Annotated in this window: 20 protein-coding genes; 10 read left to right on the top strand and 10 right to left on the bottom strand. The window is 53.8% G+C overall.

The window, feature by feature from the left end; all coding sequences use genetic code 11:
• Positions 1–32 precede the first annotated feature (32 nt).
• The 5 genes from Q3O12_RS09325 to fetA all read right to left on the bottom strand — a co-directional run bounded on the left by Q3O12_RS09325 (position 33) and on the right by fetA (position 6,074).
• Positions 33–659, bottom strand: coding sequence for a hypothetical protein (locus Q3O12_RS09325; RefSeq protein WP_301670197.1), 627 nt, complete (start codon positions 657–659; stop codon positions 33–35).
• Between the two features lie 88 nt (positions 660–747).
• Entirely contained in the window at positions 748–1,719 is a 972-nt protein-coding gene (locus Q3O12_RS09320) for an iron chelate uptake ABC transporter family permease subunit (protein WP_301670196.1), read from the bottom strand.
• The gene (locus Q3O12_RS09315; RefSeq protein ID WP_301670195.1) at positions 1,709–2,677 is read right to left on the bottom strand and encodes an ABC transporter permease; all 969 of its coding nucleotides are present in this window, start codon (positions 2,675–2,677) and stop codon (positions 1,709–1,711) included. The genes Q3O12_RS09320 and Q3O12_RS09315 overlap by 11 nt, the downstream gene beginning before the upstream one ends.
• Before the next feature lie 166 nt (positions 2,678–2,843).
• Positions 2,844–3,803 (bottom strand): siderophore ABC transporter substrate-binding protein, encoded by a 960-nt coding sequence (locus tag Q3O12_RS09310; RefSeq protein ID WP_301670194.1) that lies wholly within the window; start codon positions 3,801–3,803, stop codon positions 2,844–2,846.
• Positions 3,804–3,938: 135 nt separating this feature from the next.
• Positions 3,939–6,074 carry a TonB-dependent siderophore receptor FetA/FrpB gene (gene fetA / locus Q3O12_RS09305; RefSeq protein ID WP_301670193.1) on the bottom strand — a complete coding sequence of 712 codons (2,136 nt, stop codon included), beginning with the start codon at positions 6,072–6,074 and terminating at the stop codon, positions 3,939–3,941.
• A gap of 601 nt (positions 6,075–6,675) precedes the next feature.
• On the opposite strand from fetA, the gene groES reads away from it, so the two are divergent.
• From groES to Q3O12_RS10875, 4 genes are all read left to right on the top strand, one after another.
• Entirely contained in the window at positions 6,676–6,966 is a 291-nt protein-coding gene (gene groES, locus Q3O12_RS09300; RefSeq protein WP_002235240.1) for a co-chaperone GroES, read from the top strand.
• A 92-nt stretch (positions 6,967–7,058) separates the two neighbouring features.
• On the top strand, positions 7,059–8,693 hold the full coding sequence (gene groL / locus Q3O12_RS09295) for a chaperonin GroEL (protein WP_301670192.1): 1,635 nt from the start codon (positions 7,059–7,061) through the stop codon (positions 8,691–8,693).
• A gap of 828 nt (positions 8,694–9,521) precedes the next feature.
• Positions 9,522–11,057 (top strand): sodium-dependent transporter, encoded by a 1,536-nt coding sequence (locus tag Q3O12_RS09290; protein ID WP_301670191.1) that lies wholly within the window; start codon positions 9,522–9,524, stop codon positions 11,055–11,057.
• Complete coding sequence (locus Q3O12_RS10875) at positions 11,054–11,146, top strand: methionine/alanine import family NSS transporter small subunit (protein WP_304685361.1); 93 nt, start codon at positions 11,054–11,056, stop codon at positions 11,144–11,146. Before Q3O12_RS09290 ends, Q3O12_RS10875 begins: the two co-directional genes overlap by 4 nt.
• A gap of 52 nt (positions 11,147–11,198) precedes the next feature.
• Here Q3O12_RS10875 and Q3O12_RS09285 read toward each other — a convergent pair whose 3' ends face one another.
• The 3 genes from Q3O12_RS09285 to lptM all read right to left on the bottom strand — a co-directional run bounded on the left by Q3O12_RS09285 (position 11,199) and on the right by lptM (position 13,240).
• Positions 11,199–11,633: a toxin-antitoxin system YwqK family antitoxin gene (locus Q3O12_RS09285; RefSeq protein WP_301670190.1), complete on the bottom strand. Its 435-nt coding sequence runs from the start codon at positions 11,631–11,633 to the stop codon at positions 11,199–11,201.
• 181 nt (positions 11,634–11,814) lie between these two features.
• Positions 11,815–13,059 carry a diaminopimelate decarboxylase gene (gene lysA / locus Q3O12_RS09280; RefSeq protein WP_301670189.1) on the bottom strand — a complete coding sequence of 415 codons (1,245 nt, stop codon included), beginning with the start codon at positions 13,057–13,059 and terminating at the stop codon, positions 11,815–11,817.
• Between the two features lie 10 nt (positions 13,060–13,069).
• The gene (gene lptM, locus Q3O12_RS09275) at positions 13,070–13,240 is read right to left on the bottom strand and encodes an LPS translocon maturation chaperone LptM (protein ID WP_002225850.1); all 171 of its coding nucleotides are present in this window, start codon (positions 13,238–13,240) and stop codon (positions 13,070–13,072) included.
• A gap of 70 nt (positions 13,241–13,310) precedes the next feature.
• On the opposite strand from lptM, the gene cyaY reads away from it, so the two are divergent.
• The 6 genes from cyaY to mnmE all read left to right on the top strand — a co-directional run bounded on the left by cyaY (position 13,311) and on the right by mnmE (position 19,407).
• Positions 13,311–13,634, top strand: coding sequence for an iron donor protein CyaY (gene cyaY, locus Q3O12_RS09270; RefSeq protein WP_301670188.1), 324 nt, complete (start codon positions 13,311–13,313; stop codon positions 13,632–13,634).
• Positions 13,635–13,666: 32 nt separating this feature from the next.
• Positions 13,667–14,086, top strand: a complete 420-nt coding sequence (locus Q3O12_RS09265; protein ID WP_301670187.1) for a DUF2251 domain-containing protein — start codon at positions 13,667–13,669, stop codon at positions 14,084–14,086.
• A gap of 21 nt (positions 14,087–14,107) precedes the next feature.
• Positions 14,108–14,614 carry an S-ribosylhomocysteine lyase gene (gene luxS, locus Q3O12_RS09260; RefSeq protein ID WP_118778050.1) on the top strand — a complete coding sequence of 169 codons (507 nt, stop codon included), beginning with the start codon at positions 14,108–14,110 and terminating at the stop codon, positions 14,612–14,614.
• 129 nt (positions 14,615–14,743) lie between these two features.
• Complete coding sequence (locus tag Q3O12_RS09255) at positions 14,744–14,962, top strand: hypothetical protein (protein WP_373323078.1); 219 nt, start codon at positions 14,744–14,746, stop codon at positions 14,960–14,962.
• A gap of 193 nt (positions 14,963–15,155) precedes the next feature.
• Positions 15,156–17,846, top strand: coding sequence for a bifunctional [glutamate--ammonia ligase]-adenylyl-L-tyrosine phosphorylase/[glutamate--ammonia-ligase] adenylyltransferase (gene glnE, locus Q3O12_RS09250; RefSeq protein WP_301670185.1), 2,691 nt, complete (start codon positions 15,156–15,158; stop codon positions 17,844–17,846).
• A gap of 214 nt (positions 17,847–18,060) precedes the next feature.
• A complete protein-coding gene (mnmE, locus tag Q3O12_RS09245; RefSeq protein ID WP_301670184.1) occupies positions 18,061–19,407 on the top strand; it encodes a tRNA uridine-5-carboxymethylaminomethyl(34) synthesis GTPase MnmE in 1,347 nt (448 codons plus the stop codon).
• Between the two features lie 1,279 nt (positions 19,408–20,686).
• Here the strand turns inward: mnmE and Q3O12_RS09240 are convergent.
• Positions 20,687–23,113: a TonB-dependent hemoglobin/transferrin/lactoferrin family receptor gene (locus tag Q3O12_RS09240; protein ID WP_301670183.1), complete on the bottom strand. Its 2,427-nt coding sequence runs from the start codon at positions 23,111–23,113 to the stop codon at positions 20,687–20,689.
• Between the two features lie 31 nt (positions 23,114–23,144).
• The coding region (locus tag Q3O12_RS09235) for a Slam-dependent surface lipoprotein (RefSeq protein ID WP_301670182.1) at positions 23,145–24,107 on the bottom strand (963 nt) is incomplete at its 5' end.

Below are 24,107 nucleotides of genomic sequence, written 5' to 3'. Positions count from 1 at the left end.
GATGAGGCCGTCTGAATTTTATTTCTGTGTGGTTAGATTTCGCTGACGGTAACAAATTCGGGGTTGTCGGCTTGGTCAATCAGGAAGGCGCGGACGCGTTCTTGCCAAAGATCGCCGAATTGTTTGAGTTCGTCAGCACTTGCGCTGCCGCTGACGGCTTTGGGCATGATGTCGCGCATTTGCGGTGCAAAGGGTTGGAGCGCGGCGTTGAGGCTGACGGCAACGGTTTTGCCGGTATCGCGGCGGCGGAGCGCGAGTGTGCCGTTGATTTCGCCTGCACCAAAGGACAAGAGGTGGCGGCGGGCAAAGCGCCCGGCTGGGCCTACGCCGCCAAAGCCGGTTTCAGGTGCCGCGCCGGTAAGGAGTTGGACGACGGAAGCGGTAACGCCGGTCGTGCCTTCGTCACGCTCGCCCTGCATAAAGGCTTCGATGTCGCCACGTTGCGGCAGCTCTGCGCCGTAAAGGGCTTTCAGGCCTTTGATGACCATTAGGTAGGCTCCGGCGACAGTCGGGCAGGAGTGGCCGCACAGGCGCACTGCATCGGCGTAGCGGTAAGTGAGGATGCCGTTTTCGGCTGCACCGAGGAAGTCGGCCAATGCGTCTTGGACGGTAATGGTCGGGGCGTCATCGAAGAATGAAGGGAGGCGTTCTGGTGTCATGAGGGTTGTCCTTTATGGGTTTGCTTAGGCCGTCTGAAGGTTTCAGACGGCCTGAATTTATTTTTGCGAGCGTTTGGGCACGTTTAATTTATTTCTTTTTCAACACCAAATATAAAAATACCAATCCGCCTGCAAATTCGACGACCACGCTCAATACGGCCTGCATGCCGAGGAAGTGTTCGAAGATGGTTTGCCCGCCGACCAACAGGATGCCGCCGACACAAAAAGTCATGGGCAGGCGGACGGAATGTTTGACCGACGGGGAAAAGTGGTTGGCAAGCGAGGCGGCGAGAAGCCCGAAAAAGCTCACCGGGCCGACCACGGCGGTCGCCGTCGCCACCAATGCGGCAATCCAAAGCAGTATCCATAAGGTGTTGCGCGTGTAGCTGATGCCCAAATTGACGGCCTGGTCGCGCCCCAAAAGGTGTACGTCCAAGCGGTAGCGTTCGCGCCAAACGACCGCCGCGCTGACAATCAGAATCAGCGCGCCTATGCCCAAAAGCTCGCTGTGGACGGTATTGAATCCGGCAAACATATTCGCCTGCGCCGCCGTAAATTCTTCGGGGTCTATCATGCGCGAAAGCAGCGATGACAGGCTGCGGAACAAAATCCCGAAAATCACGCCGATTAAAATCATGCGCGACAAATCGCGTCCGCCCTGTTTGATGAGCGTGTAGAACAGCAGCAGCGAGCCGCCCATCATGACGACCAGTTCAAAGCCGAATTTACCCGTCAACGGCAGGGAAGCATAGCCTACGCCGCCGAGCGTAAACACCAGCAAGGTCTGCAAAAACACATACAGCGAATCGAAACCCAAAATCGAAGGGGTCAGAATCGGATTGTTGGTCAGCGTTTGAAAAAGCTGGGTGGACACGCCGACCGCATACGCTACCAGCAGCAAAGCCGCGAGCTTGGTCAGCCGCAGGTGCAAAACAAAATCCCAATCGCCTTTGACGTTGAGCGTCATAAACAGAACGCAGGAAACCAGCAACAGTGCGAAAGCGATCCACAACGGACGGCTGCTTCCTACCATAAAACCGATATTTTTTTCAGACGGCATGAGCAGGTTTCCTTAATAAAAGCCATAAAAACAAAGCCGTCCCCATCACACCAAAAACTGTAGAGACCGGAATTTCAAACGGAAACACAATCACGCGTCCGACAATATCGCACAGCAACACCAAAGACGCGCCTAGCAAAGCCACCGCAGGCAGGCTTTGGCGCAGTTTGTCGCCCATCAGGCGGCTGATGATGTTCGGCACGACCAGCCCGATAAACGGAATATTGCCGACCGTAACGATAACCAGCGACGTAATCAAAGCCACAATAATCAAACCCGACCACAACACCGCCGTCCGGTTCAGACCCAGATTGACGCTTACTGCCTCACCCAGCCCCAGTATGGTCAGCCGGTCTGCAATCAGGTAGGCAAATAATGCCAATCCGCCCGTAATCCAAAGCAGCTCGTAACGTCCCAGCAGTACGCTTGAAAAGTCGCCCTGCTGCCATACGCCGAGCATTTGCAGCATCTCGAACTTGTATGCCACAAATGTTGCCACCGCCTCAACCACGCCGCCGAAAATAATCCCCACCAGCGGCACCATTAATTGCGCCGTCGGCGGCAGACGGCGGATAAGTATCATAAACACCAGCATTCCGATTAGCGCGGCAACGGCGGCAACCGACATTTTGACCGGCAGCGGCGCGGCAGGCAGCAGCAGGGACATCAGAAGCAAACCCAAAGCCGCACTCTGACCCGCGCCCGCCATAGAAGGCTCGACAAAACGGTTGCGCATCAAAATCTGCATAATCATCCCCGCCACCGCCATCGACGCGCCCGTCAGCACAATCGCAAACGTGCGCGGCAGGCGGCTGATGAACATCACTTGCTGGCTGTCCGACAGCGAAAACACATCAGACCAGCGGAAATCGGCAACGCCGACCGACAGGCTGACGGCAAACAACACCGCCAGCAGCAGGAGGTTGGTCAGGTTGAGGGAAAAAGGTTTGGCAGTCATAAACAGAAGGGAAAAGCGTTAAGGCGTAGAAGATTCAAACAAGGCAGTACGAACCGTCGGAGTGGAAAGCCTTGTTTGAAACCTCCGTATCGGGCAAATGCCGTCTGAAACACGGAGATTCAAACCGCCTCCTGTGTTTCAGACGGCATCGAATGCCGCCGTTTCATTATTTTGCCGCGTTAAAAGCGTCGGCAACCTGTTTGCTTGCATTCAGCAGCTCTTGCGCGCCGCCGGCCGCCAAATAAGTTTCGGGAACAAGGTAAACCACCTGTCCTTTTTTCCATGCGGTTGTTTCGGCAACCAGCGGATTGTTCAACACGTCTTTCGCCGCCTGACCCTCTTCGCCGATGGCCGCGCTGCGGTCAAGGACAAACAGCCAGTCGGGATTTTTCTCTTTCAGGTATTCAAAGCTGATAGGCTGACCGTGGCTGCCTTCTTTAATTGATTCATCGACAGCGGGAACGCCGATGTCTTTGTGCAGCCAGCCGCCCAAGCGTGAAGACGGGCCGAAGGCGGACATCTTGCCGCCGTTGACCAAAATCACCAAACCTTTGCCTTTGCCTTGCGCGGCAGTTTTCGCGGCTTCAAAAGACGCGTCGATTTCCGCCTTCAGCTTGTCGGCTTCCGCCTGTTTGCCGAAGATTTGCGCCAGCGCGTCGATACGCTCTTTGGCACTTTCTTTGAGGTTGGCGGTATCGGCGGTCATTTCGATGGTCGGCGCGATTTCGTTCAATTTGTCAAACGCTTTGGCTGCGCGGCTGCCGATGATGATGAGCTGCGGTTTGTAAGCGTTGAGTGCTTCGTAATCCGGCTCGAACAGCGTGCCGGCAGGTTTCGTGGATTTGAAATATTCGTCCAAGTAGGGCAGGCGATTTGTGTCGACGGACAAACCTGTTTTTACGCCCAATTTGTTTAAAGTATCGAGCATACCCAAATCGTAAACGGCAATGCGCTCCGGATTTTGCGGCACTTTCGCATCGCCGCGCGCCGTTTTGATGGTCAGGGACGCGCCTTCGGTTTGGGCGGTGGGAGCGGTTTGCGCGTTTTGGTTTGAAGCGGAATCTTTCGGAGAACATGCACCCAAAGCAAGGGCGCAGCATACGGCTGAAGCAGTTAAACGTAACATAGGATAATTTCTCTGTTGTGGGATTCGAGGATGCAGGCAAGACAGGCGGGGCATCAATACCCGACCTGCAATATCCGAATGCCGCCTTCAACGCCAAACGGGTTTCAGACGGCATCCGGATTTTACACTATGTTTTTAGAACTTGTAGTTCACACCCAAGCGTACATCACGTCCGGTACCTGGTAGGGTATTGGTCCAGCGTTGACTGTGCGGATAGTAGAACTTGTTGAACACGTTGTTAACTGAAAGATTGACATTGAGCGTGTCTTTGCCCAGCGGTTTCCAGTTGGCGAAGACATCGTTCACGCCGAAACCTTTGCGTACAACGTTTTCCAAGTTGCCGCTGCGGTCTTTTTGACCTGCCGCCAATATCGAACCCACGGCTTTTTGAACATAGCGTCCGCGCCAGCCGATTTCCAGATTTGGGTTTTTGAAGCGGTAGGCAAGGGAAGCCGTCCAAGTACGGCCGGTTTGTGCGCCAAATTCAGGGTTCGCGCTCAACAGCTTGTCTTTGTGCGTATCGTAAAAGCGCGGTTTGCTGTGGCTGACGCCGACTTTGGCAGTCAGGCCTCCGATGCGGTAGGACGCGCCCAATTCGTAACCGTGGTTTTTGATGTAGCCTGCGTTGACGGCTTCGCGGACGGCGACAGAGTCGTGGCGGTTTTGCGGATTGGCAAGCGCGTCTTTGATGGTCTGCCAGAAGTAGCTGCCGTTTGCGGCAAACGTGCCGTCGTTGTAGTTGAAGCCGATTTCGGTATTGCGCGCGCGTTCGGCTTTGGTACCGTCGGCAATCGAGATGATGCCGCGCTTGCCGTGGGTTTGCAGCGCGTCATACAGGCGCGGGCTGCGGCTGGCGTAGTTGTGGCTTGCGCTGAAGCTCCAGTGTTCGTGCGGCTGCCAAATTACGCCGAAACTTGGGTTAAGGCTGCTGCTTGAAACGGTTTTGCCGTCGTGGGTTTTCACCTTGAAGCGGTCGTAACGCAGCCCGCCGGTCAGGGTAAAGCCGTTAATTTCGTGAATGGCTTCGATATACGCGCCGGTATCGGTTTTGGTCGGGTTGGACAGTTTGTAGGCGTGAACAGTGGCTTCATTTGCACGGTTTTTTTGCATTTCTGCCGAGGTTGCACCAGTTTTATCTTCAATTTTAAATTGCGAGTTCAAAAACGCTTGCGGTTTGATTTCCTGATGGCGGTAGTTGATACCGTATTTCAACAGGGTTTGTTCGGCAAGGCGGCTGTCGAAGTTGAAATTCATACCCCGAGTGGTGATTTGGGTATGGTTGGGGCCGACCACATTGCCTGCGTAACCGCTGCCGCTGTCATCGGCGGAGTAGCGTTCGTTTTCCAACACATAGGCGTTGGCGTTCAGTTTTTCGACAAAGCCCAGGTTTTTACCCGTGTACTCCAAGTTGGTGTTGGATTGGGTAGTTTCGCGGTATGAGGGCTTCTGTCTGTCTTTTTTAGGATTGGGATCGAAGATTGTAAATTCTTCACGCACAGTGCGGATGCCCCGGTGCTGGTCTTTCATATGGCTCAACACGATGCGGTGGTCGCCGTCGCCGAAGCTTGTTCCGATTTTGGCGAGGTAGCTGCGTTTGTCCAGTGCGCTGTACAGTACGGTTTTGCCGCCGTTGGGACTTTTGTAGCCTTTACCTGCTTCGTAATCTTTTTCATCGTTGCGGTTGTAAGAGAACAAACCGTCGAAGTTGCCCTCTTTGCCGAATACGCTTGCGCCGTAGCTTACGCCTTCGTTGCTGGCAAAGCCGCTGTTGAGGCGCACGCCCCAGTTTTTATCCAAGCCTTTGAGCAGGTCTTGGGCATCGACGGTTTTGGCGATAATCGCGCCGTTGGTCGCGCCGATACCGGCAGAGGCGGAACCCGCGCCTTTTTGTACGGAAACGACTTTAACCAAAGCGGGATCGACAATAAATCTGCCTTGGTGGTAAAGGATTTGGCTGTCGGAATAGGCGTTGTCCACCTTGATGTCGACAGAGTTCTGACCCATGCCGCGCAAGGTCATGTGTTGGGACGTGCCGTTACCGCCGCCGAAATCGATGGACGGCTCTTCTTTTAAGAGTTCGCGCATATCGGTTGCGGTGCTTTCGTCTTTTTGTTGAAGCGTAACGATGTTGGTACGGATTTTACTGCCTTGGCGGTCGCCTTTTACGGTAACGGTATCCAGTACGACCTTGGCATTATTTTCTGCCGCGTGGGCAAAACCTGCCGCAAGTGTGAGCGAGAGCAGGCTGAGGCGGAAAAACGGGGCGTTCATTTGTTCGTCCTTTTGAGTGTATGAAGGGAAGTTAAGTCAAACCGTTAAGATTTGGCAGGATAAGAAAAATAATTAATAATTATTTTTATTTATATTAACAGGGGGGGGGGGATTTTTGCAAAGCTGATTATCGTTTTTATTTGCGAAGTGTTGTTTTTTGTTGACAGGTTTTGTCGGAAATGTAAAAAAACGGCGGGAATATAGTGGATTAACAAATGCGGGAATGACGAAGCCTGCGCGGGAATGACGAAGGGTTAAAGAAATGACGAGAAACGGCGGTAATTTATCGGGAATAACCGAAAACGAACGGAAATCAGGACAAGGCGACGAAGCCGCAGACAGTACAGATAGTACGGAACCGATTCACTTGGTGCTTCAGCACCTTAGAGAATCGTTCTCTTTGAGCTAAGGCGAGGCAACGACGTACCGGTTTTTGTTAATCCACTATAAATTTTTTCCGCCTCACTTGAATTTGCCCGCACACACCCTAATTTTGTCGACTTATACGGGCAGCTGCTTGACGGCTGTCCGGTTTCCACTTCAATCTGTCCGAACCGTTCGGGCAGATGATTGTTTTCAAACCATTTATCGGAGCATAAATATGACCATCCGTCCTTTACACGACCGCGTTGTCGTCAAACGCTTGGAAGCTGAAGAAAAAACCGCCTCTGGCATCGTTTTGCCGGGCGCGGCCGCCGAAAAACCCGATATGGGCGAAGTCATCGCCGTGGGCGCGGGCAAAATCGGTAAAGACGGCAGCCGCCGTCCGCTGGATGTTAAAGTCGGCGACAAAATCATCTTCGGCAAATACAGCGGTCAAACCGTAAAAGCTGACGGCGAAGAGCTGTTGGTAATGCGCGAAGAAGATATTTTCGGCATCGTTGAAAAATAAATACGGACACGATGCCGTCTGAAACGGCAAACCGCCTTCAGACGGCATAAACGGTTTTATCAGACAGTTTTAATGATTTTTGGAGAATTGAAATGGCAGCAAAAGACGTACAGTTCGGCAATGAAGTCCGTCAAAAAATGGTTAGCGGCGTGAACATTTTGGCAAACGCCGTCCGCGTAACCTTGGGCCCCAAAGGCCGCAACGTAGTGGTCGATCGCGCATTCGGCGGCCCGCACATCACCAAAGACGGCGTAACCGTCGCCAAAGAAATCGAACTGAAAGACAAGTTTGAAAATATGGGCGCGCAAATGGTGAAAGAAGTTGCGTCCAAAACCAACGACGTGGCGGGCGACGGTACGACTACCGCCACCGTATTGGCGCAATCCATCGTTGCCGAAGGTATGAAATACGTTACCGCCGGTATGAACCCGACCGACCTGAAACGCGGTATCGACAAAGCCGTTGCCGCTTTGGTTGAAGAGCTGAAAAACATCGCCAAACCTTGCGATACTTCCAAAGAAATCGCCCAAGTCGGCTCTATTTCCGCCAACTCCGACGAACAAGTCGGCGCGATTATCGCCGAAGCGATGGAAAAAGTCGGCAAAGAAGGCGTGATTACCGTTGAAGACGGCAAATCTTTGGAAAACGAATTGGATGTGGTTGAAGGTATGCAGTTCGACCGCGGCTACCTGTCTCCTTACTTCATCAACGACGCTGAAAAACAAATTGCCGGTTTGGACAGCCCGTTTGTTTTGCTGTTCGACAAAAAAATCAGCAACATCCGCGACCTGTTGCCTGTTTTGGAACAAGTGGCAAAAGCCAGCCGTCCGCTCTTGATTATCGCTGAAGACGTAGAAGGCGAAGCCTTGGCGACTTTGGTGGTGAACAACATTCGCGGCATTCTGAAAACCGTTGCCGTTAAAGCTCCGGGCTTCGGCGACCGCCGCAAAGCGATGCTGCAAGACATCGCCATCCTGACCGGCGGCGTGGTAATTTCCGAAGAAGTCGGCCTGTCTCTGGAAAAAGCGACTTTGGACGACTTGGGTCAAGCCAAACGCATCGAAATCGGTAAAGAAAACACCACCATCATCGACGGCTTCGGCGACGCAGCCCAAATCGAAGCGCGTGTTGCCGAAATCCGCCAACAAATCGAAACCGCAACCAGCGAATACGACAAAGAAAAACTGCAAGAGCGTGTGGCTAAATTGGCAGGCGGCGTGGCAGTGATCAAAGTCGGTGCCGCTACCGAAGTGGAAATGAAAGAGAAAAAAGACCGCGTGGAAGACGCGTTGCACGCTACCCGCGCAGCCGTTGAAGAAGGCGTGGTTGCAGGCGGCGGCGTAGCCCTGTTGCGTGCCCGTGCTGCTTTGGAAAACCTGCACACCGGCAATGCTGACCAAGATGCAGGCGTACAAATCGTATTGCGCGCCGTTGAGTCTCCGCTGCGCCAAATCGTTGCCAACGCAGGCGGCGAACCTAGCGTAGTCGTGAACAAAGTGCTGGAAGGCAAAGGCAACTACGGTTATAACGCTGGCAGCGGCGAATACGGCGATATGATTGAAATGGGCGTACTCGACCCCGCCAAAGTAACCCGCTCCGCGCTGCAACACGCCGCGTCTATCGCCGGCCTGATGCTGACCACAGACTGCATGATCGCTGAAATCCCTGAAGAAAAACCTGCTATGCCTGACATGGGCGGCATGGGTGGTATGGGCGGCATGATGTAAGAAATGCCGTCTGAAGCCTTCAGACAACAAGCCGCACGGTCAACGCCGTGCGGTTTTTTTTGCGAATAAGTGCGGCTAAGGCGCAAACCTTAAAATTGCCAACGCCGTTCTTTGCATTTTTGTTTTTTGATACGCGCGCTTTTGTTTTATTTCCCGCCATCCCAAAAACGAAGAGCGGCAGGAATTTATCGGAAAAACAGCAACCTTTCCGCTGTCATTCCCGCGAAAGCGGGAATCTAGGTTCGTCCGGTTTCGGTTATTTCCGATAGATTCCTGCCGTGTTGGGGTTCTGGATTCCCGCCTGCGCGGGAATGACGGGACTTTAGGTTTCTGTTTTTGTTTTTCTGTTTTTGTGGGGATGACGAATTTAAATATTGTAGGAATTTATCGGAAATTTAATATTCCACCATAGAAATTTATCGGAAAAACAGCAACCTTTCCGCCGTCATTCCCGCGAAAGCGGGAATCTAGGTTCGTCCGGTTTCGGTTATTTCTGATAGATTCCTGCCGCATTGTGTGTCTGGATTCCCGCCTGCGCGGGAATGACGGGACTTTAGGTTTTTGTTTTTCTGTTTTTGCGGGAATGACGGGGAAGTTGGCGGTTGTTTCTTATGGAGTGGTTTTTGTATTTGGATAAAAAATTTTTCGTTTTCAAGCCTTCACCGCTTGCCATCGGCGTTAAATTTTTTTACGATAAGCACATAGATTGTAAACAATCGGCCACAAGCCGGTTTGTTTTTTCAGAAGACATTATCCCTGTCAGACGCTGTTTCTATATATTTTGCCTATAACGGCTTGTTTTTAATAAATAACTCAAGAGGTATCAACGTGTCTGATTCCAAAACGAAAGAACGCGCCACATTCGGCACGCGCCGCGCGTTTATGATTGCCGCCATCGGGTCCGCCGTCGGCTTGGGCAATATTTGGCGTTTCCCCTATATTGCTTTTGAAAACGGCGGCGGCGCGTTCATCCTGCCCTATCTGGTCGCGCTTCTGACGGCGGGCATCCCGCTGCTGCTGCTCGATTATGCCATCGGCCACCGTTACCGTGGTTCTGCGCCCTTGGCTTTCCGCCGCCTCGGACGATGGTTTGAGCCTGTGGGCTGGTGGAACGTGATGACCAATATCGTCATCTGCATCTATTACGCGGTGATTATCGGTTGGGCGGCAAGCTATACCTATTATTCGGTCAACGCTGCCTGGGGTGCGGATCCGCAGGGTTTTTTCTTTAAGGACTTCCTGCAAATGGCGGGACCGGAAGCCTTGGGTTTGGATTTTGTCGGCAAAGTGGCCGGTCCTTTGGCGGGCGTGTGGGTTTTTACCGCCGCCATTATGGCTTTGGGCGTGCAAAAGGGCGTGGCGCGCGCCTCGTCGTTCTTTATGCCGCTGCTTTTGGTGATGTTTTTGATTATGGTCGGCATTTCGCTGACGCTGCCGGGTGCGGCAAAGGGCTTGGACGCATTGTTTACGCCCGACTGGTCGAAACTCGCCGATTCCAAGGTCTGGGTGGCGGCATACGGGCAGATTTTCTTTTCGCTTTCCATCTGCTTCGGCATTATGGTTACCTATTCTTCTTATTTGAAGAAAAAAACCGACTTGGGCGGAACGGGGCTGGTGGTCGGTTTTGCCAACAGCAGCTTTGAACTGCTCGCGGGTATCGGCGTGTTTGCCGCATTGGGCTTTATGGCGCAGGCGGGCGGTAAGGCGGTTAATGAAGTTGCCTCCGGCGGCATCGGTTTGGCGTTTATCGCCTTTCCGACCATTATCAACCAGGCACCGATGGGCTGGCTGATCGGCATATTGTTTTTCGGTTCGCTGGTGTTCGCCGGCGTTACGTCGATGATTTCCATCCTTGAAGTGATTGTGGCGGCGATTCAGGACAAGCTGAACATCGGGCGCGTCAACGCCACGCTGCTGGTCTGCATTCCGATGGGCATTGTTTCCACGCTGCTGTTCGGTACGGCGACGGGGCTGCCGGTTTTGGACGTGATGGACAAATTCGTCAACACCTACGGCATTGTGGCATCTGGTTTCTTGTATGTTTTGGCGATTATCGTATTCCGCAGGCTGCTGGAGTTGCGCAGGCACCTGAATGCCTTGTCCTCCATTCGTGTCGGCGGCTTGTGGACGGCCTGCGTCGTGTTTACCGTCGTGATGCTCGGCTATATGCTGTATCAGGACACCGCCGGATTGTTGGAGAAAAACTACGGCGATTATCCGGATGGTTTCCTCAATATTTTCGGCTGGGGGATGTCGGCGGCATTGGTCGTGTTCGGACTGCTGCTTTCGCTGCTGCCGTGGAAACACGGTCAGGATTTTAATGTCAAAGACGAACACGAACATGAACAAGGAGAAGAAAAATGAGTACTTCCGCCATTGTGATGATGATTGTCTCAATCGTGATAATCTGGGGAGGTCTGCTGCTTTCCCTGTTAAGGCTGCCGGAAGAGTAAGCCTTTAGAGCGTTAAAAATGCCGTCTGAACTGTTTCAGACGGCATTTGCCTTTACGGCTGCCATTCGCGTTCCACCTTGCCCGACGCATCCAAAGTTTGCGCTCGGATGATATGCCCGTCCCGGTACAGGATGCGCGTCCGCAATATGCCCTGTTCGGTATAGCCTTGCGACCAGCCTTGCGCCACGCCGTTTTCAACCGGCGTGTGCGAATGCAGTTTGCCGTTTGGGTGGTAAATATCGACAAAGCGGTCGAACACGCCGTTTTTGACGATGCTTTTCAATACGCGCCCGTTTGAGGCGCGGGTGCTAAATGCACCGTCCGGCGTGCCTGAAGGCGGACGGCTGTATGGGTTGGCGGGTTGGATGGGCGCGGCAGGCGGCAGTTTGTAAAGCGGGGTTTGTGCGGCGGGCAGGCCGGAACAGCCCGCCGAAAGGAGGGTGGCGGACAAAGCGGCAAGCAGGAGGATAATCGGGGCGTGTTTCATTTCAATTCCTTAGATATTGCACCCCATAACAGGGGCGCGTAATTTTTTTCAACCATTCCCTTCGGCAGCCCTGCGCGCCGGGGATTTGTTGCGTCGTCATTTGAAAACAGGCTGTGTTTGAATATTCCGCCGATGCGGCCCTAAGATGTAACTTTAAACGGATAATGCCGTCTGAACCGCTTCAGACGGCATTTTGATGTTCGGCTTGCAGGCAGGCGAGTTCGTTTGCCATTTGCTGTTCTAAGGTTTCGCGTCGGCGGATGAGTCGGTATTCGTTGCCGTCTACCAATACCTCCGCCGCACGGTTGCGCGCGTTGTAATTGCTCGCCATACTGGCCCCATATGCGCCCGCGCTGCGGATAAGCAGCAAATCGCCTTCTTCGCAGGCGATGGTGCGGTCTTTGCCGAGGAAGTCGCCGGTTTCACAAATCGGGCCGACGATGTTGGCGGTCAGCGGCGCGATGTTTTTTGGTTCTACCGCTTCGATGTGATGGTAAGCATCATATAGGGCGGGGCGCATCAAATCGTTCATCGCCGCATCGACCATCACAAAGTTTTTCTCTTCACCGTGTTTGACAAACTCGACGCGTGTCAGCAGCGAACCTGAGTTGCCGACCAAGCTGCGGCCTGGCTCAAGAATAAGTTTCAGACGGCGTGTCCCCATCAGTTTTTGAACCGCTTGGGCATACGCGCCCAAATCGGGCACTTTTTCGTCTTGGTAAACAATGCCGACGCCGCCGCCCAAGTCCAAGTGTTCCAACACAATGCCTTCGGCGGCAAGCGCGTCAACCAAAATCAAAATGCGTTCGCAGGCTTCGACCAGCGGGCTTAAGTCGGTCAGTTGCGAACCGATGTGGCAGTCGATGCCGATGATTTTCAAATTGGGCTGTTGTGCGGCATGGCGGTAGGCTTCGAGCGCGTCGGCATAAGCAATGCCGAATTTGTTGGCTTTCAGGCCGGTGGAGATGTAGGGATGGGTTTTGGCATCGACATCGGGGTTGACGCGCAGGGAGACGGGCGCGGTTTTACCCAAACGCGCGGCAACCTTTTGAATGCGGTCGATTTCGGGGATGCTTTCCATATTGAAGCATTTCACGCCTGCATTCAGCGCGAACTCGATTTCCGCCTCGCTTTTGCCCACGCCTGAAAATATGGTTTTTGCCGCATCGCCGCCTGCCGCCAAAATGCGCGCGAGTTCGCCGCCGGACACAATGTCGAAACCGCTCCCCAAAGAAGCAAAGTGTTTGATAATGCTCAGATTGCCGTTTGCCTTGACGGCGTAACAGACGAGCGGGTTTAAAGCGGCAAAGGCGGTTTGGTAGTGTTCAAATGCTTCGGTCAGCGCGGATTGGCTGTACACATAAAGTGGCGTGCCGAATGCTTCGGCAAGGCGGGGGTAGGGGACTTGTTCGCAAAATAGGGTCATGTTTTCGTTTTCATTTTTGGGTTTGTGGAGCGGATTGCGGTTTGCTTTGAAGTTGCAAACCGGTTTGGATTACGCCGAAACGCGCCTTGTCGCCTTCTTTGGGCAGGTAGAGGTCGCCTTTGTAACCGCAGGCTGAGAGCAGGAGGGCGGTTGCCGCCGCAAAAAATACGCCGTATTTCATCGGTAAACTTCCTTCATAAGCGCGAATGTGGCAAGATTCGGTATCTTAAACAAAAAACACGCAAAAAGCTATGATGACCGAAAGCGAGTTTATCCGCGCGAGCGAAGCATTATTTGAACACATCGAAGACCAAATCGACGAAAACGGCTGGGATTTCGACTGCCGGTTTGCCGGAAACGTCCTGACCATCGAAGCCGGAGACGGCACGCAAATCATCGTCAACCGCCACACGCCCAATCAGGAATTGTGGATTGCCGCAAAAAGCGGCGGCTACCATTTCGCCGAGCAAAACGGCAAATGGCTGGCAACGCGAGACGGACGCGATTTTTATGATGTTTTAAACGAAGCCCTGAGTGCGGCTTCGGGCGAAGCGGTGGCAATTGCCGAATTGTAATTTGAGAGTGATCACAAAGAGAGCGTTACCCAATGGCACAATTACCGCTATATCTGACTTCCGAAATCAAAGATTTTACTGTCGGCACGCCCGAAGTTTTACAATCATTTTTCGAACATGTCCCTTATGGCGTCGTCTTTGAAGACGACGGCGACACAGGCTACTTTTATGCTGCCTCGAAAGATGGGATTTTGGATGCTTTGCACATCTACAATGTCGAAGATGTATCCGACAAACATATCCCCAATCATGTCTTGATTTTATGGGATGATGCCTGCACCATAGCCGCATTGTGTGTCAACGACTACATTCATGCCGTCTATGATTTTGTCGAACAGGCAGGATATTGCCGCAACGGCTTCCCTGAGGCACACGGAGAATGGCTGAAAGTCACAGACCGCGTCTTGGACGATGAATTGCTGGACAAACTCCTCTCCCGAAAATCTACATAACCCGCACAAAAGGATACCCAAATGCCACTACTAGACAGTTTCAAAGTCGACCACACCCGTATGCACGCCCCCGCCGTACGCGTGGCGAAAACCATGACCACGCCCAAAGGCGACACCATTACCGTATTCGACCTGCGCTTTTGCGTTCCCAACAAAGAAATCCTGCCTGAAAAAGGCATACACACGCTGGAGCATTTGTTTGCAGGCTTTATGCGCGACCACTTGAACGGAAACGGCGTGGAAATCATCGACATTTCCCCGATGGGCTGCCGCACCGGTTTTTATATGAGTTTGATTGGTACGCCTTCCGAACAGCAGGTCGCCGACGCATGGCTCGCCTCGATGCAGGATGTGGGCAATGTCAAAGACCAAAGCAAAATTCCCGAATTGAACGAATACCAATGCGGCACCTATCTGATGCACTCGCTTGCCGAAGCGCAGCAAATCGCGCAAAACGTGTTGGCGCGCAAAGTGGCGGTTAACCGAAACGACGATTTGGCTTTGGATGAAAGCCTGCTGAACGCTTAATCTGTTTTGAAATGCCGTCTGAAAGTCAGAATCTGTCTTCAGACGGCATTTTGTTTTCCGACAGTTTATAAACTGTCGTTATTTCTTGACAGAAACAACGACCTTATTTATTTGAAACGATTGGAGGACATGATTATGGGTTTTTGGGATAGCGCGGCAAAAGCAGCAAAAGCAGTAGGCGAGGGAATGATTGAAGCAGCCAATGAGCATAAGGCGTTGAAAATGGAATATGCGGAGAAATCAAGTGAGGAGCTGCATGAAATCGTAAAGAGTGATGGTTTTTTTAAAAATTCCACACGAGAGAAAGGTGCAGCTTATGCTGTTTTAAAAGAGCGTGGCAAGATGTGAACAGGAAACGGCGGCATTTGCCGCTGTTTTTTTATTGGTAGGAGTCCGTCCAAATATCAGGGCAAGGTTTCAGACGGCATCGAAGATTGCTATGATATAGTGGCTTGACTTTAAACCGGTACGGCGTTGCCTCGCCCTGATCCAAAGTTAAACCACCATAACATTCCCATCATCCTTCCAAACGGAATCTGAAATGTCCGACCACCGCCTCGACACTGCACTCCGCCATTCCCTGTTCCTTGCCCGCCAGCTCGACAACGGCAAACTCAAGCCTGAAATTTTCCTGCCCATGTTGGACAAGGTTTTGACTGAAGCGGATTTCCAAGCCTTTGCCGACTGGGACACAATCCGCGCGGAAGAAAACGAGGAAGAATTGGCGCGGCAGTTGCGCGAGTTGCGCCGTTATGTGGTGTCGCAGATTATCGTGCGCGATATCAACCGCATCAGCGATTTGAACGAAGTAACCCGTACGATTACGCTGTTTGCCGATTTTGCCGTCAATACCGCGTTGGACTTTGCCTACGCCTATTATCGGGACATGTACGGCACGCCGATCGGGCGTTATACCAAATCGCCGCAGCATTTGAGCGTGGTGGCGATGGGCAAGGCGGGAGGCTATGAGTTGAACGTGTCTTCCGACATCGATTTGATTTTCATCTATCCCGAATCGGGCGATACCGACGGCAGGCGCGAACGCGGCAATCAGGAATTTTTCACCAAAGTCGGGCAGAAACTGATTGCGCTGCTGAATGACATCACCGCCGACGGGCAGGTGTTCCGCGTCGATATGCGGCTGCGGCCGGACGGCGATTCGGGCGCGCTGGTGTTGAGTGAAACCGCGCTGGAGCAATACCTGATTACGCAGGGGCGCGAATGGGAGCGCTACGCGTGGTGCAAAGGCCGCGTGGTTACGCCGTATCCGAACGACATCAAATCGCTGGTGCGCCCTTTCGTGTTCCGCAAATATCTGGATTACGGCGCGTATGAGGCGATGCGGAACCTGCACCGCCAAATCCGCAGCGAAGTCAGCAAAAAAGGCATGGCGGACAACATCAAACTCGGCGCGGGCGGCATCCGCGAAGTCGAATTTATCGCCCAGATTTTTCAGATGATACGCGGCGGGCAAATGCGCGCGCTGCAACTGAAAGGTACGCAGGAAACGCTGAAAAAACTTGCCGAAACCGGGATCATGCCGTCTGAAAACGTCGAAACCCTGCTCGCCGCCTACCGCTTCCTGCGCGACGTCGAACACCGCCTGCAATACTGGGACGACCGGCAAACCCAAACCCTGCCGACCTCGCCCGAACAGCGGCAACTGCTCGCCGAAAGCATGGGTTTCGACAGTTATGTCGCTTTTTCAGACGGCCTCAATGTGCATCGGAACAAAGTCAATCGGTTGTTCAACGAAATTCTAAGCGAACCCGAAGAACAAACGCAAAGCAACAGCGAATGGCAATGGGTTTGGCAGGACAAGCCCGACGAAGAAGAGCGGCAAGGTCGTCTGAAAGAACACGGGTTCGATGCCGAAACCATCGCCGCAAGGCTCGACCAAATCCGGCACGGCCATAAATACCGCCATCTCTCCGCACACGCCCAGCCGCGTTTTGACGCCATTGTGCCGCTGTTCGTACAAGCGGCGGCAGAGCAACCCAATCCGACCGATACATTAATGCGGCTGTTTGATTTCCTCGAAAACATCAGCCGCCGCTCCGCCTATCTCGCCTTCCTCAACGAACATCCGCAAACCTTGGCGCAACTGGCGCAGATTATGAGCCAAAGCTCATGGGTGGCGGCGTATCTGAGCAAATATCCGATTCTGCTGGACGAACTCATCAGCGCCCAGCTTTTGGATACCGCATTCGACTGGCAAGCCCTCGCCGCCGCCCTTTCAGACGACCTCAAAGCCTGCGGCGGCGACACCGAAGCGCAAATGGACACCCTACGCCGCTTCCAGCACGCCCAAGTCTTCCGCCTCGCCGTCCAAGACCTCGCCGGACTGTGGACGGTAGAATTCCTCTCCGACCAACTCTCTGCTCTCGCCGACACCATCCTCGCCGCCGCTCTGCCGTGCGCGTGGGCGGACATGCCCAAAAAACACCGCGACACCCCTCAATTCGCCGCCGTCGGCTACGGCAAACTCGGCGGCAAAGAACTCGGCTACGCCTCCGATCTCGACCTCGTCTATCTCTACGACGATCCCCATCCCGACGCAGGCGACGTGTACAGCCGCCTCGCGCGCCGCCTGACCAACTGGCTTTCCGCCGCCACCGGCGCAGGCAGCCTCTACGAAACCGACCTGCGCCTGCGCCCCAACGGCGACGCCGGCTTCCTCGCCCACAGCATCGCCGCCTTCGAGAAATACCAGCGCGAAAACGCATGGACATGGGAACACCAGTCCCTCACCCGCGCCCGTTTCATCTGCGGCACACCCGAAATTCAGACGGCCTTTGACCACATCCGTACCGAAATCCTCACCGCCGAGCGCGACCACACCGCCTTGGCAGGCGAAATCATCGAAATGCGCGAAAAAATGTTCCCCACCCATCCGCCGGTTGACAGCAACGTCAAATACGCGCGCGGCGGAGTGGTCGACGTCGAATTTATCGTCCAATATCTCATCCTTGCCCATGCCCGAAAATATCCGCAACTTCTCGACAACTACGGCAACATCGCCCTCTTAAACATCGCCGCCGACTGCGAACTCATCGACAAAACCCTCGCCGAACAAAGCCGCACCGCCTACCGCTTCTACCGCCAGCAACAGCACAACACCAAATTGCGCAACGCGGCAAAAACCGAAGTAAGCGACGAATTACTGTCCCATTACGGCAATGTCAGGAAATTGTGGTGGGAAGTGTTCGGGGAGGAAGCCAAAACGCTTTGAGCTTAAAGCAAGTTCAGATAAGAACGCCCATGCCGCAAGGGCATTCGATACGACAGAAACGCACTGTAGCGGCGGGTTTCACACCCGCCCAAACTACGTCCGTTCCGACATCTTCCAAGCGACCGTAAAAAATGCCGTCTGAAAGCCGAACCGTCGGACTTCAGACGGCATTTGCTATAATCACGGCTGTTTTTGATTGTTTTTCGGGGGTTTTATGTCGGATAACGTTCCAACGATTGCGGCAGTCGCTACCGCACCAGGGCGCGGCGGCGTGGGCGTGATACGCATATCGGGGAAAAACCTGCTGCCGATGGCAGAGGCTTTGTGCGGGAAAACGCCCAAGCCGCGCGTGGCAACCTATGCTGATTTTACGGACGCGGACGGACAGGCAATCGACAGCGGGCTTTTGCTGTTTTTTGCCGCACCGGCAAGTTTTACGGGCGAAGATGTCATCGAGCTTCAGGGACACGGCGGGCCGGTGGTGATGGATATGCTGCTGAACCGCTGTTTGGAACTGGGCGCGCGCCTTGCCGAACCGGGCGAGTTTACGAAGCGTGCGTTTTTAAACGACAAACTGGACTTGGCACAGGCGGAAGGCGTGGCGGATTTGATTGACGCATCCAGCCGTTCGGCGGCGCGTCTGGCGTTGCGCTCGCTCAAGGGCGATTTTTCGCGGCGGATACACGGTTTGGTCGAAGATTTGATTACCTTGCGGATGCTGGTCGAAGCGACGCTGGATTTTCCCGAGGAAGACATTGATTTTCTCGAAGCGGCAGACGCACGCGGCAAATTGGACGGCTTGCGCCGCGCCGTGGATGATGTGCTTGCCAACGCGCAGCAGGGCGCGATTTTGCGCGAAGGTCTGAATGTCGTATTGGTCGGCGCGCCGAATGTGGGCAAGTCCAGCCTGTTGAACGCGTTGGCTGGCGACGAAGTGGCGATTGTTACCGATATTGCCGGAACGACGCGCGACGCGGTCAGGGAACGTATCCTGATTGACGGCGTGCCGGTGCATATTGTCGATACGGCAGGTTTGCGCGAGACGGACGACGTGGTCGAACGCATCGGCATCGAACGCAGCCGCAAGGCGGTATCCGAAGCCGATGTCGCGCTGGTGTTGGTCGATCCGCGCGAGGGTTTGAATGAAAAGACGCGGATGATTTTGGACGCGCTGCCGCCGGAGTTGAAACGCATCGAAATCCACAGCAAATCCGATTTGCACGCACACGTGGCAGGCGGGTTCGGTACGGGCGCGGAAACCGTCATCGCGCTGTCGGCGAAAACCGGCGACGGCTTGGACGCGCTGAAACGGACGCTGTTGCGCGAGGCCGGTTGGCAGGGCGAAAGCGAAGGGCTGTTTTTGGCGCGGACGCGGCACGTCAACGCACTCAAAGCGGCGCAGGAAGAATTGTCGCTGGCGGCATTGTGCGGCAACCATCAAATCGAGCTGTTTGCCGAACACTTGCGGCTGGCGCAGGTCGCGTGCGGCGAAATCACGGGCGAGTTTACGGCGGACGACCTGCTCGGCGTGATTTTTTCGAGGTTTTGTATCGGAAAATAAACGGATCGAAAGCACCGGGGCAGTGTCCGGCTGAACATTCCGTTATCCCATAAAAACGGTAATCCGATCCGTTCGGTTTTAGTTTTTTGAATTTCGGGCAACGCTTGAATCTTCATTCCGCGCAGGCGGAAATTATCGGCGCGGTACGGCAACTTTTTTCAATATGAAAAGACCGTTATTCCTGTAAAAACAAAAAAATCAAAAACAGAAAATTGAAATATCGTCATTCCCGCGCAGACGGGAATCCAGCCCCGTCGGCACGGTAACTTATCGGGAAAACGGTTTCTTTAGATGTTACGTCCTAGATTCCCGCTTGCGCTAGAATGACAGGATTAAAGTTTCAAAATTTATTCTAAATAACTGAAACTCAGCGAACTAGATTCCCACTTTCGTGGGAATGACGAATTTTAGGTTGCTGTTTTTGGTTTTCTGTCCTTGTGGGAATGATGAAATTTTGAGTTTTAGGAATTTATCGGAAAAAACAGAAACCGCTCCGCCGTCATTCCCGCGCAGGCGGGAATCCAGCCCCATCGGCACGGAAACTTATCGGGAAAACGGTTTCTTTAGATTTTATGTCCTAGATTCCCACTTTCGTGGGAATGACGGCGGAGGTTGCTGTTATTTCGGATAAGTTACTGCGGTTTTGGGTTTCCGGATTCCCGCCTGCGCAGGAATGACGGGATTTTGGTTTCAAAATTTATTCTAAATAACTGAAACTCAACGAACTAGATTCCCGCTTTTGCGGGAATGACGTGGTGCAGGTTTCCGTGCCGGTTTGAACCGGTGGGGATGGTGCGGGAATGACGGCGTAAAAGTGGGCTGTGGGGCGGGAATGGCGGGCTGTAGGGCAGGATGTAGGGTGGGCTTCAGCCCACCAACCCAACCCAACTGAACCAATCCGCCAATCCCATCATTTCCGCCGTTTTCAGACGGCATTGGTTTGTCGGCACAAGTCGGCGCGTAACGGCACAGGTAAGATTGGTGGAATGATTGGGTTGGTGGGCTGAAGCCCACCCTACAGCCTGCTCTATACATCTGCCTTATGTGAATACCTAAACCGTCATTCCCGCGCAGGCGGGAATCCAGGTTCGTTGAGTTTCAGTCATTTCCGATAAATTCTTGCAGCTTTGCGTTTCTAGATTCCCACTTTCGTGGGAATAACGGAGAGTTGCGGGATTGGGCTTGGTACAAGCCTGAAAGGGGGCGGCGGTGCGACCGTAAAAAATGCCGTCTGAAACCCAAATCATCGGGTTTCAGACGGCATTGGCACATCAGGAGCTTAGAACTTCGCTTCGATGGTGAAATTGTAGCTCCTGCCCGGCGAGGTAAAGCGTTGGATGCCGGCGTGGGTTTTGTTGTCAACGCGGTTGACCGTGCCGAACTCGCGGATGCTGCGTAAAGATTCCCAAGTGTAGTACTGCTTGTTGGTAATGTTGTACGCGGCGGCGCGGAGCGTAACCTGTTTGCCGATGTTGAGGTAGGCGGAAAGGTCGAACAGCGTATAGGCCTTGCTGTGTTTGGCATAAGGCCACGGGTTGTTCAAGTCGTCGTTGCTGTGTACGGTGTCGGACGGCTTTTTGGCGGCGGTGCGCGTGGCGTAGGCGTTGATGCCCCAGCGTTTGGAAGGCGCGTCATAGCCCAGGCTGTAAACCGCCGTCCACGGCGAAAGCGCGTTGATGGGCGTTTCTTTGCCGTTGTTTTGCGTTGCCTTGCCTTTGATGTAGCTGACGTTGAGGCCGGTGTGCAGCCCTTTGGGCAAACCGATACTGTCGAGGTTCCACGTGCCGTTAAACTCTATGCCTTTCACCCAGGCGGCGGTGCGGTTTTGGTTTTGCCAAACGGGCGTGCCGACCAATGCCGTGCCGTTTGAAAGCGGGGCGTAGCGTGGATTGTTTTTATCGTTTGACGAACCGCCCATATACGTCAATTCGATAAAGTCGCGGTATTTGGTTTTAAAGCCCGAGAGCTTGAAGTTGCCCGCCTTGCCGCTGCCCGCCAGACCCAATTCCCAGTTTTTGGCTTTTTCGGCTTTCAGTTCGGGATTGGCTTTCAGGTAGAAATCGGGGTGCGGGAACAAGAGCCAGGTTTCGTCCGAAGTCGGGGCGCGGAAGCCGGTGCTGTATTTTGCCAACAAGTGCAGATGCTTGGTAAACCGCCAGTCAAATCCCGTGCCGTAGCTGAAGCCGGCGTGCGCGCGTTCCGAACCCAAATGGGGAATCTGCATGCGGATGGCTTGGGGGTATTTCGGATCGTCTTTCGCGCTGCTGCTGTTTTTGTCGTAGCGTATGCCCGCGTTCAGACGGAAGCGGTCGTTGCCGCCCAATTGGAACGCATTGTTCCAATAGGCAAATTTATATTTCGACCGGTTTTCGATCAGCATCGTGATTCTGGTATCGCTGGTAGTGGGGATTTTGGGGTCGTACAGTTTTACGTCATAGCTGTCACTCAAGTTGGCATTGTCCCCCTTGCCGCCGCCCAAGCCGTATTGCGCCGCCCAAACGGCTTTGGAAAAGTCGAGTTGTTTTTCAAAATCGGCAGTCCATTGCGCGGTGTTTTGGCGGATGTGGCGGAACGAATGGTAAACCTCGCTGTTGATGCCCTTTGTATCGTAATCTTTCGGGATGTCCCAAGTCCAGGTGTCCATATCGATGCGTTGTTTGTCGTAACGCAGCTTGAGGCTGTCCCACGGGCCGTGTTCCAACTCGTTTTTGTATTCGACGCCGGTGCGGCGGCGGTAGCTCACGTCTTGGCGGTGGCGGTAGTCGCCCGTCGCGGGAAAGTAAATTGTACCCACCCACAAATTAGACAGCTCGTTGGTAAAACGGTCGGTGCGCGAGTCTTCAAAAATCCAGCCGATGCGGTTGCGGTCGTTGAAATTGTAGCCCAGCTTGAACAGGGTGCTTTTGTTTACCCATTCTTGCGGGTCGGGGCGGGAGCGGGCAACCCCTGCGGCTTCATAGTCCTGGTAACTGCTGAACGGTTTGTTTGGGTCGAAAACATATCCCTTGTTTTTAATGGGGACATCGCCCTCGGTCGAGCGGTTTTTGGTTTCTTTGCCGAAGCGGCGGGTATAAACCAATAAGGCATCCAAACCAAAGAGCCTGCCGGCGGCGGTGATGCTGCTGAACTTCTGGCTGTTTTTGCCGACGCTGCCGCCCTTTATCCCCAAATGGTAGGGCTTGCCTTCGGAAACATAATCGCTTGCGGATTTGGTTTGGTAATTGACTGCACCGCCCAATGCGCCGCTGCCGGATTTGAGCGAGTCCGCGCCTTTGGTGATGGTTACTTCCGAGAAGTTTTCCGGCTCGGAAGTGTTGCGGTTGGCGTTGAAGTTGCCGTATGCGCCGAACAATTCTTGGAAGGCTTCGGAAGAGCGGCTTTCCGCCTGCGCCAGCCCGTCAACGTTGATGGCGACGCGGTCTTTGTCGACACCGCGTATGGTAAAGCCGTTGGAGCCCGCCCTGCCGCCTTCGACGACGGAAATGCCGGGGTCGTAGCGCACCAGGTCGTGTTCGTCGTTGACCAAGAGCTTGTCTAAGGTTTTTCGGCGGATTTTTTCTTCGCCGAGTTTTTGGGTTTTGTGCGTGCCGGTAACGGTGATTTCGTTCAGCGTTCGGGCGGACTGCGGCGCGGGGTCTGCCGCAAAGGCGGGAAACGCTTGGGCGATGGCGGCGGCAGCCAATACGGGCTTGAAGGGGAAGGGCATAAGAAAACCTTTTTTAAAAGCGGATGGATTATTATTTTTTGAGATGGTCGGTACTCATATCAGTGGTTTCATTAGGTTTTTTTTCATAACTCACGCCGCCGAATACGGTATCGAGGGAGCGGTCGTCTTGAAAAGTGATTTTGCCGCCTATGCTGGTTTCGCTGTCGCGGTAGCCGTTGAATTTGCCAAAAAACTTGCCTTCCAAGTTGCCGGTTTTGCCGCCGGAGGTGGCAGTGCCGGAAAAGTTCAGACCGTCAATCATTGCGTCTTTAATTTCCACATCCGGTCCGTAATCGCTGTTGCCGCGGATTTCGCCTGCCAGTTTGTTGCTGTTGAAATTGGCGGTAATAAAGGAAAGGACGGGGGTGTTTTCATAACCGTAATAAATGCTGCCTTTGGGCGGCGTATAAGAGGAGGTAACAAATTGCCCGTTTCTGACGCGGATGCCCCAAACCTGATAAGTGATTTTGCCTTTGGTTTCGGGTGTGGTGCTGCCGACAGACTCCGGCGTTTTGCCGACGGGGAAGCCGCCGGCGAAGAGGTCGATTTTGCCGTTGGGGCCTATCCACGCCCCGAATTTCATATAATCCTGCTTGGTGATTTCTGCGAAATCGTTAGCCCCGGATTCGCTGCAACAGATAAAGATGCGGCTGCCGTCGGCAAGCCGCTGGCCGGCGTGGCGGTCGGGCATTTTGAAATCGGGGGTTTCGTTGCTGGGGGGTATTATGGGGTCGGCGTAGGTTGAAAGGGCGTATTGCGCGCCGCCGGGTGTTTTGAAGATGAATGATGTTTCTTTGATTTTGTAGTCGGGGAAAGGTTCTTTTTCTACTTCCCGCTGCTGAATGGAAATGCCGGATGTGCTTCCGGTGCCGGCGGTGTTGATGTTTTTAATGTTGCCGTTATCGCTTGATAACGTTACCTCGCCGGCGGTCAGCGGCGTGGCGGTGGGGATGGACACGGGGACGTGCGGTTCGGCTACCCCCCCCCCCCCCGC

Origin of the sequence: Neisseria benedictiae, assembly GCF_958267435.1 — a bacterium.
Lineage (GTDB): Bacteria > Pseudomonadota > Gammaproteobacteria > Burkholderiales > Neisseriaceae > Neisseria > Neisseria bergeri.
This window is presented reverse-complemented; position numbering and strand designations above follow the sequence as displayed.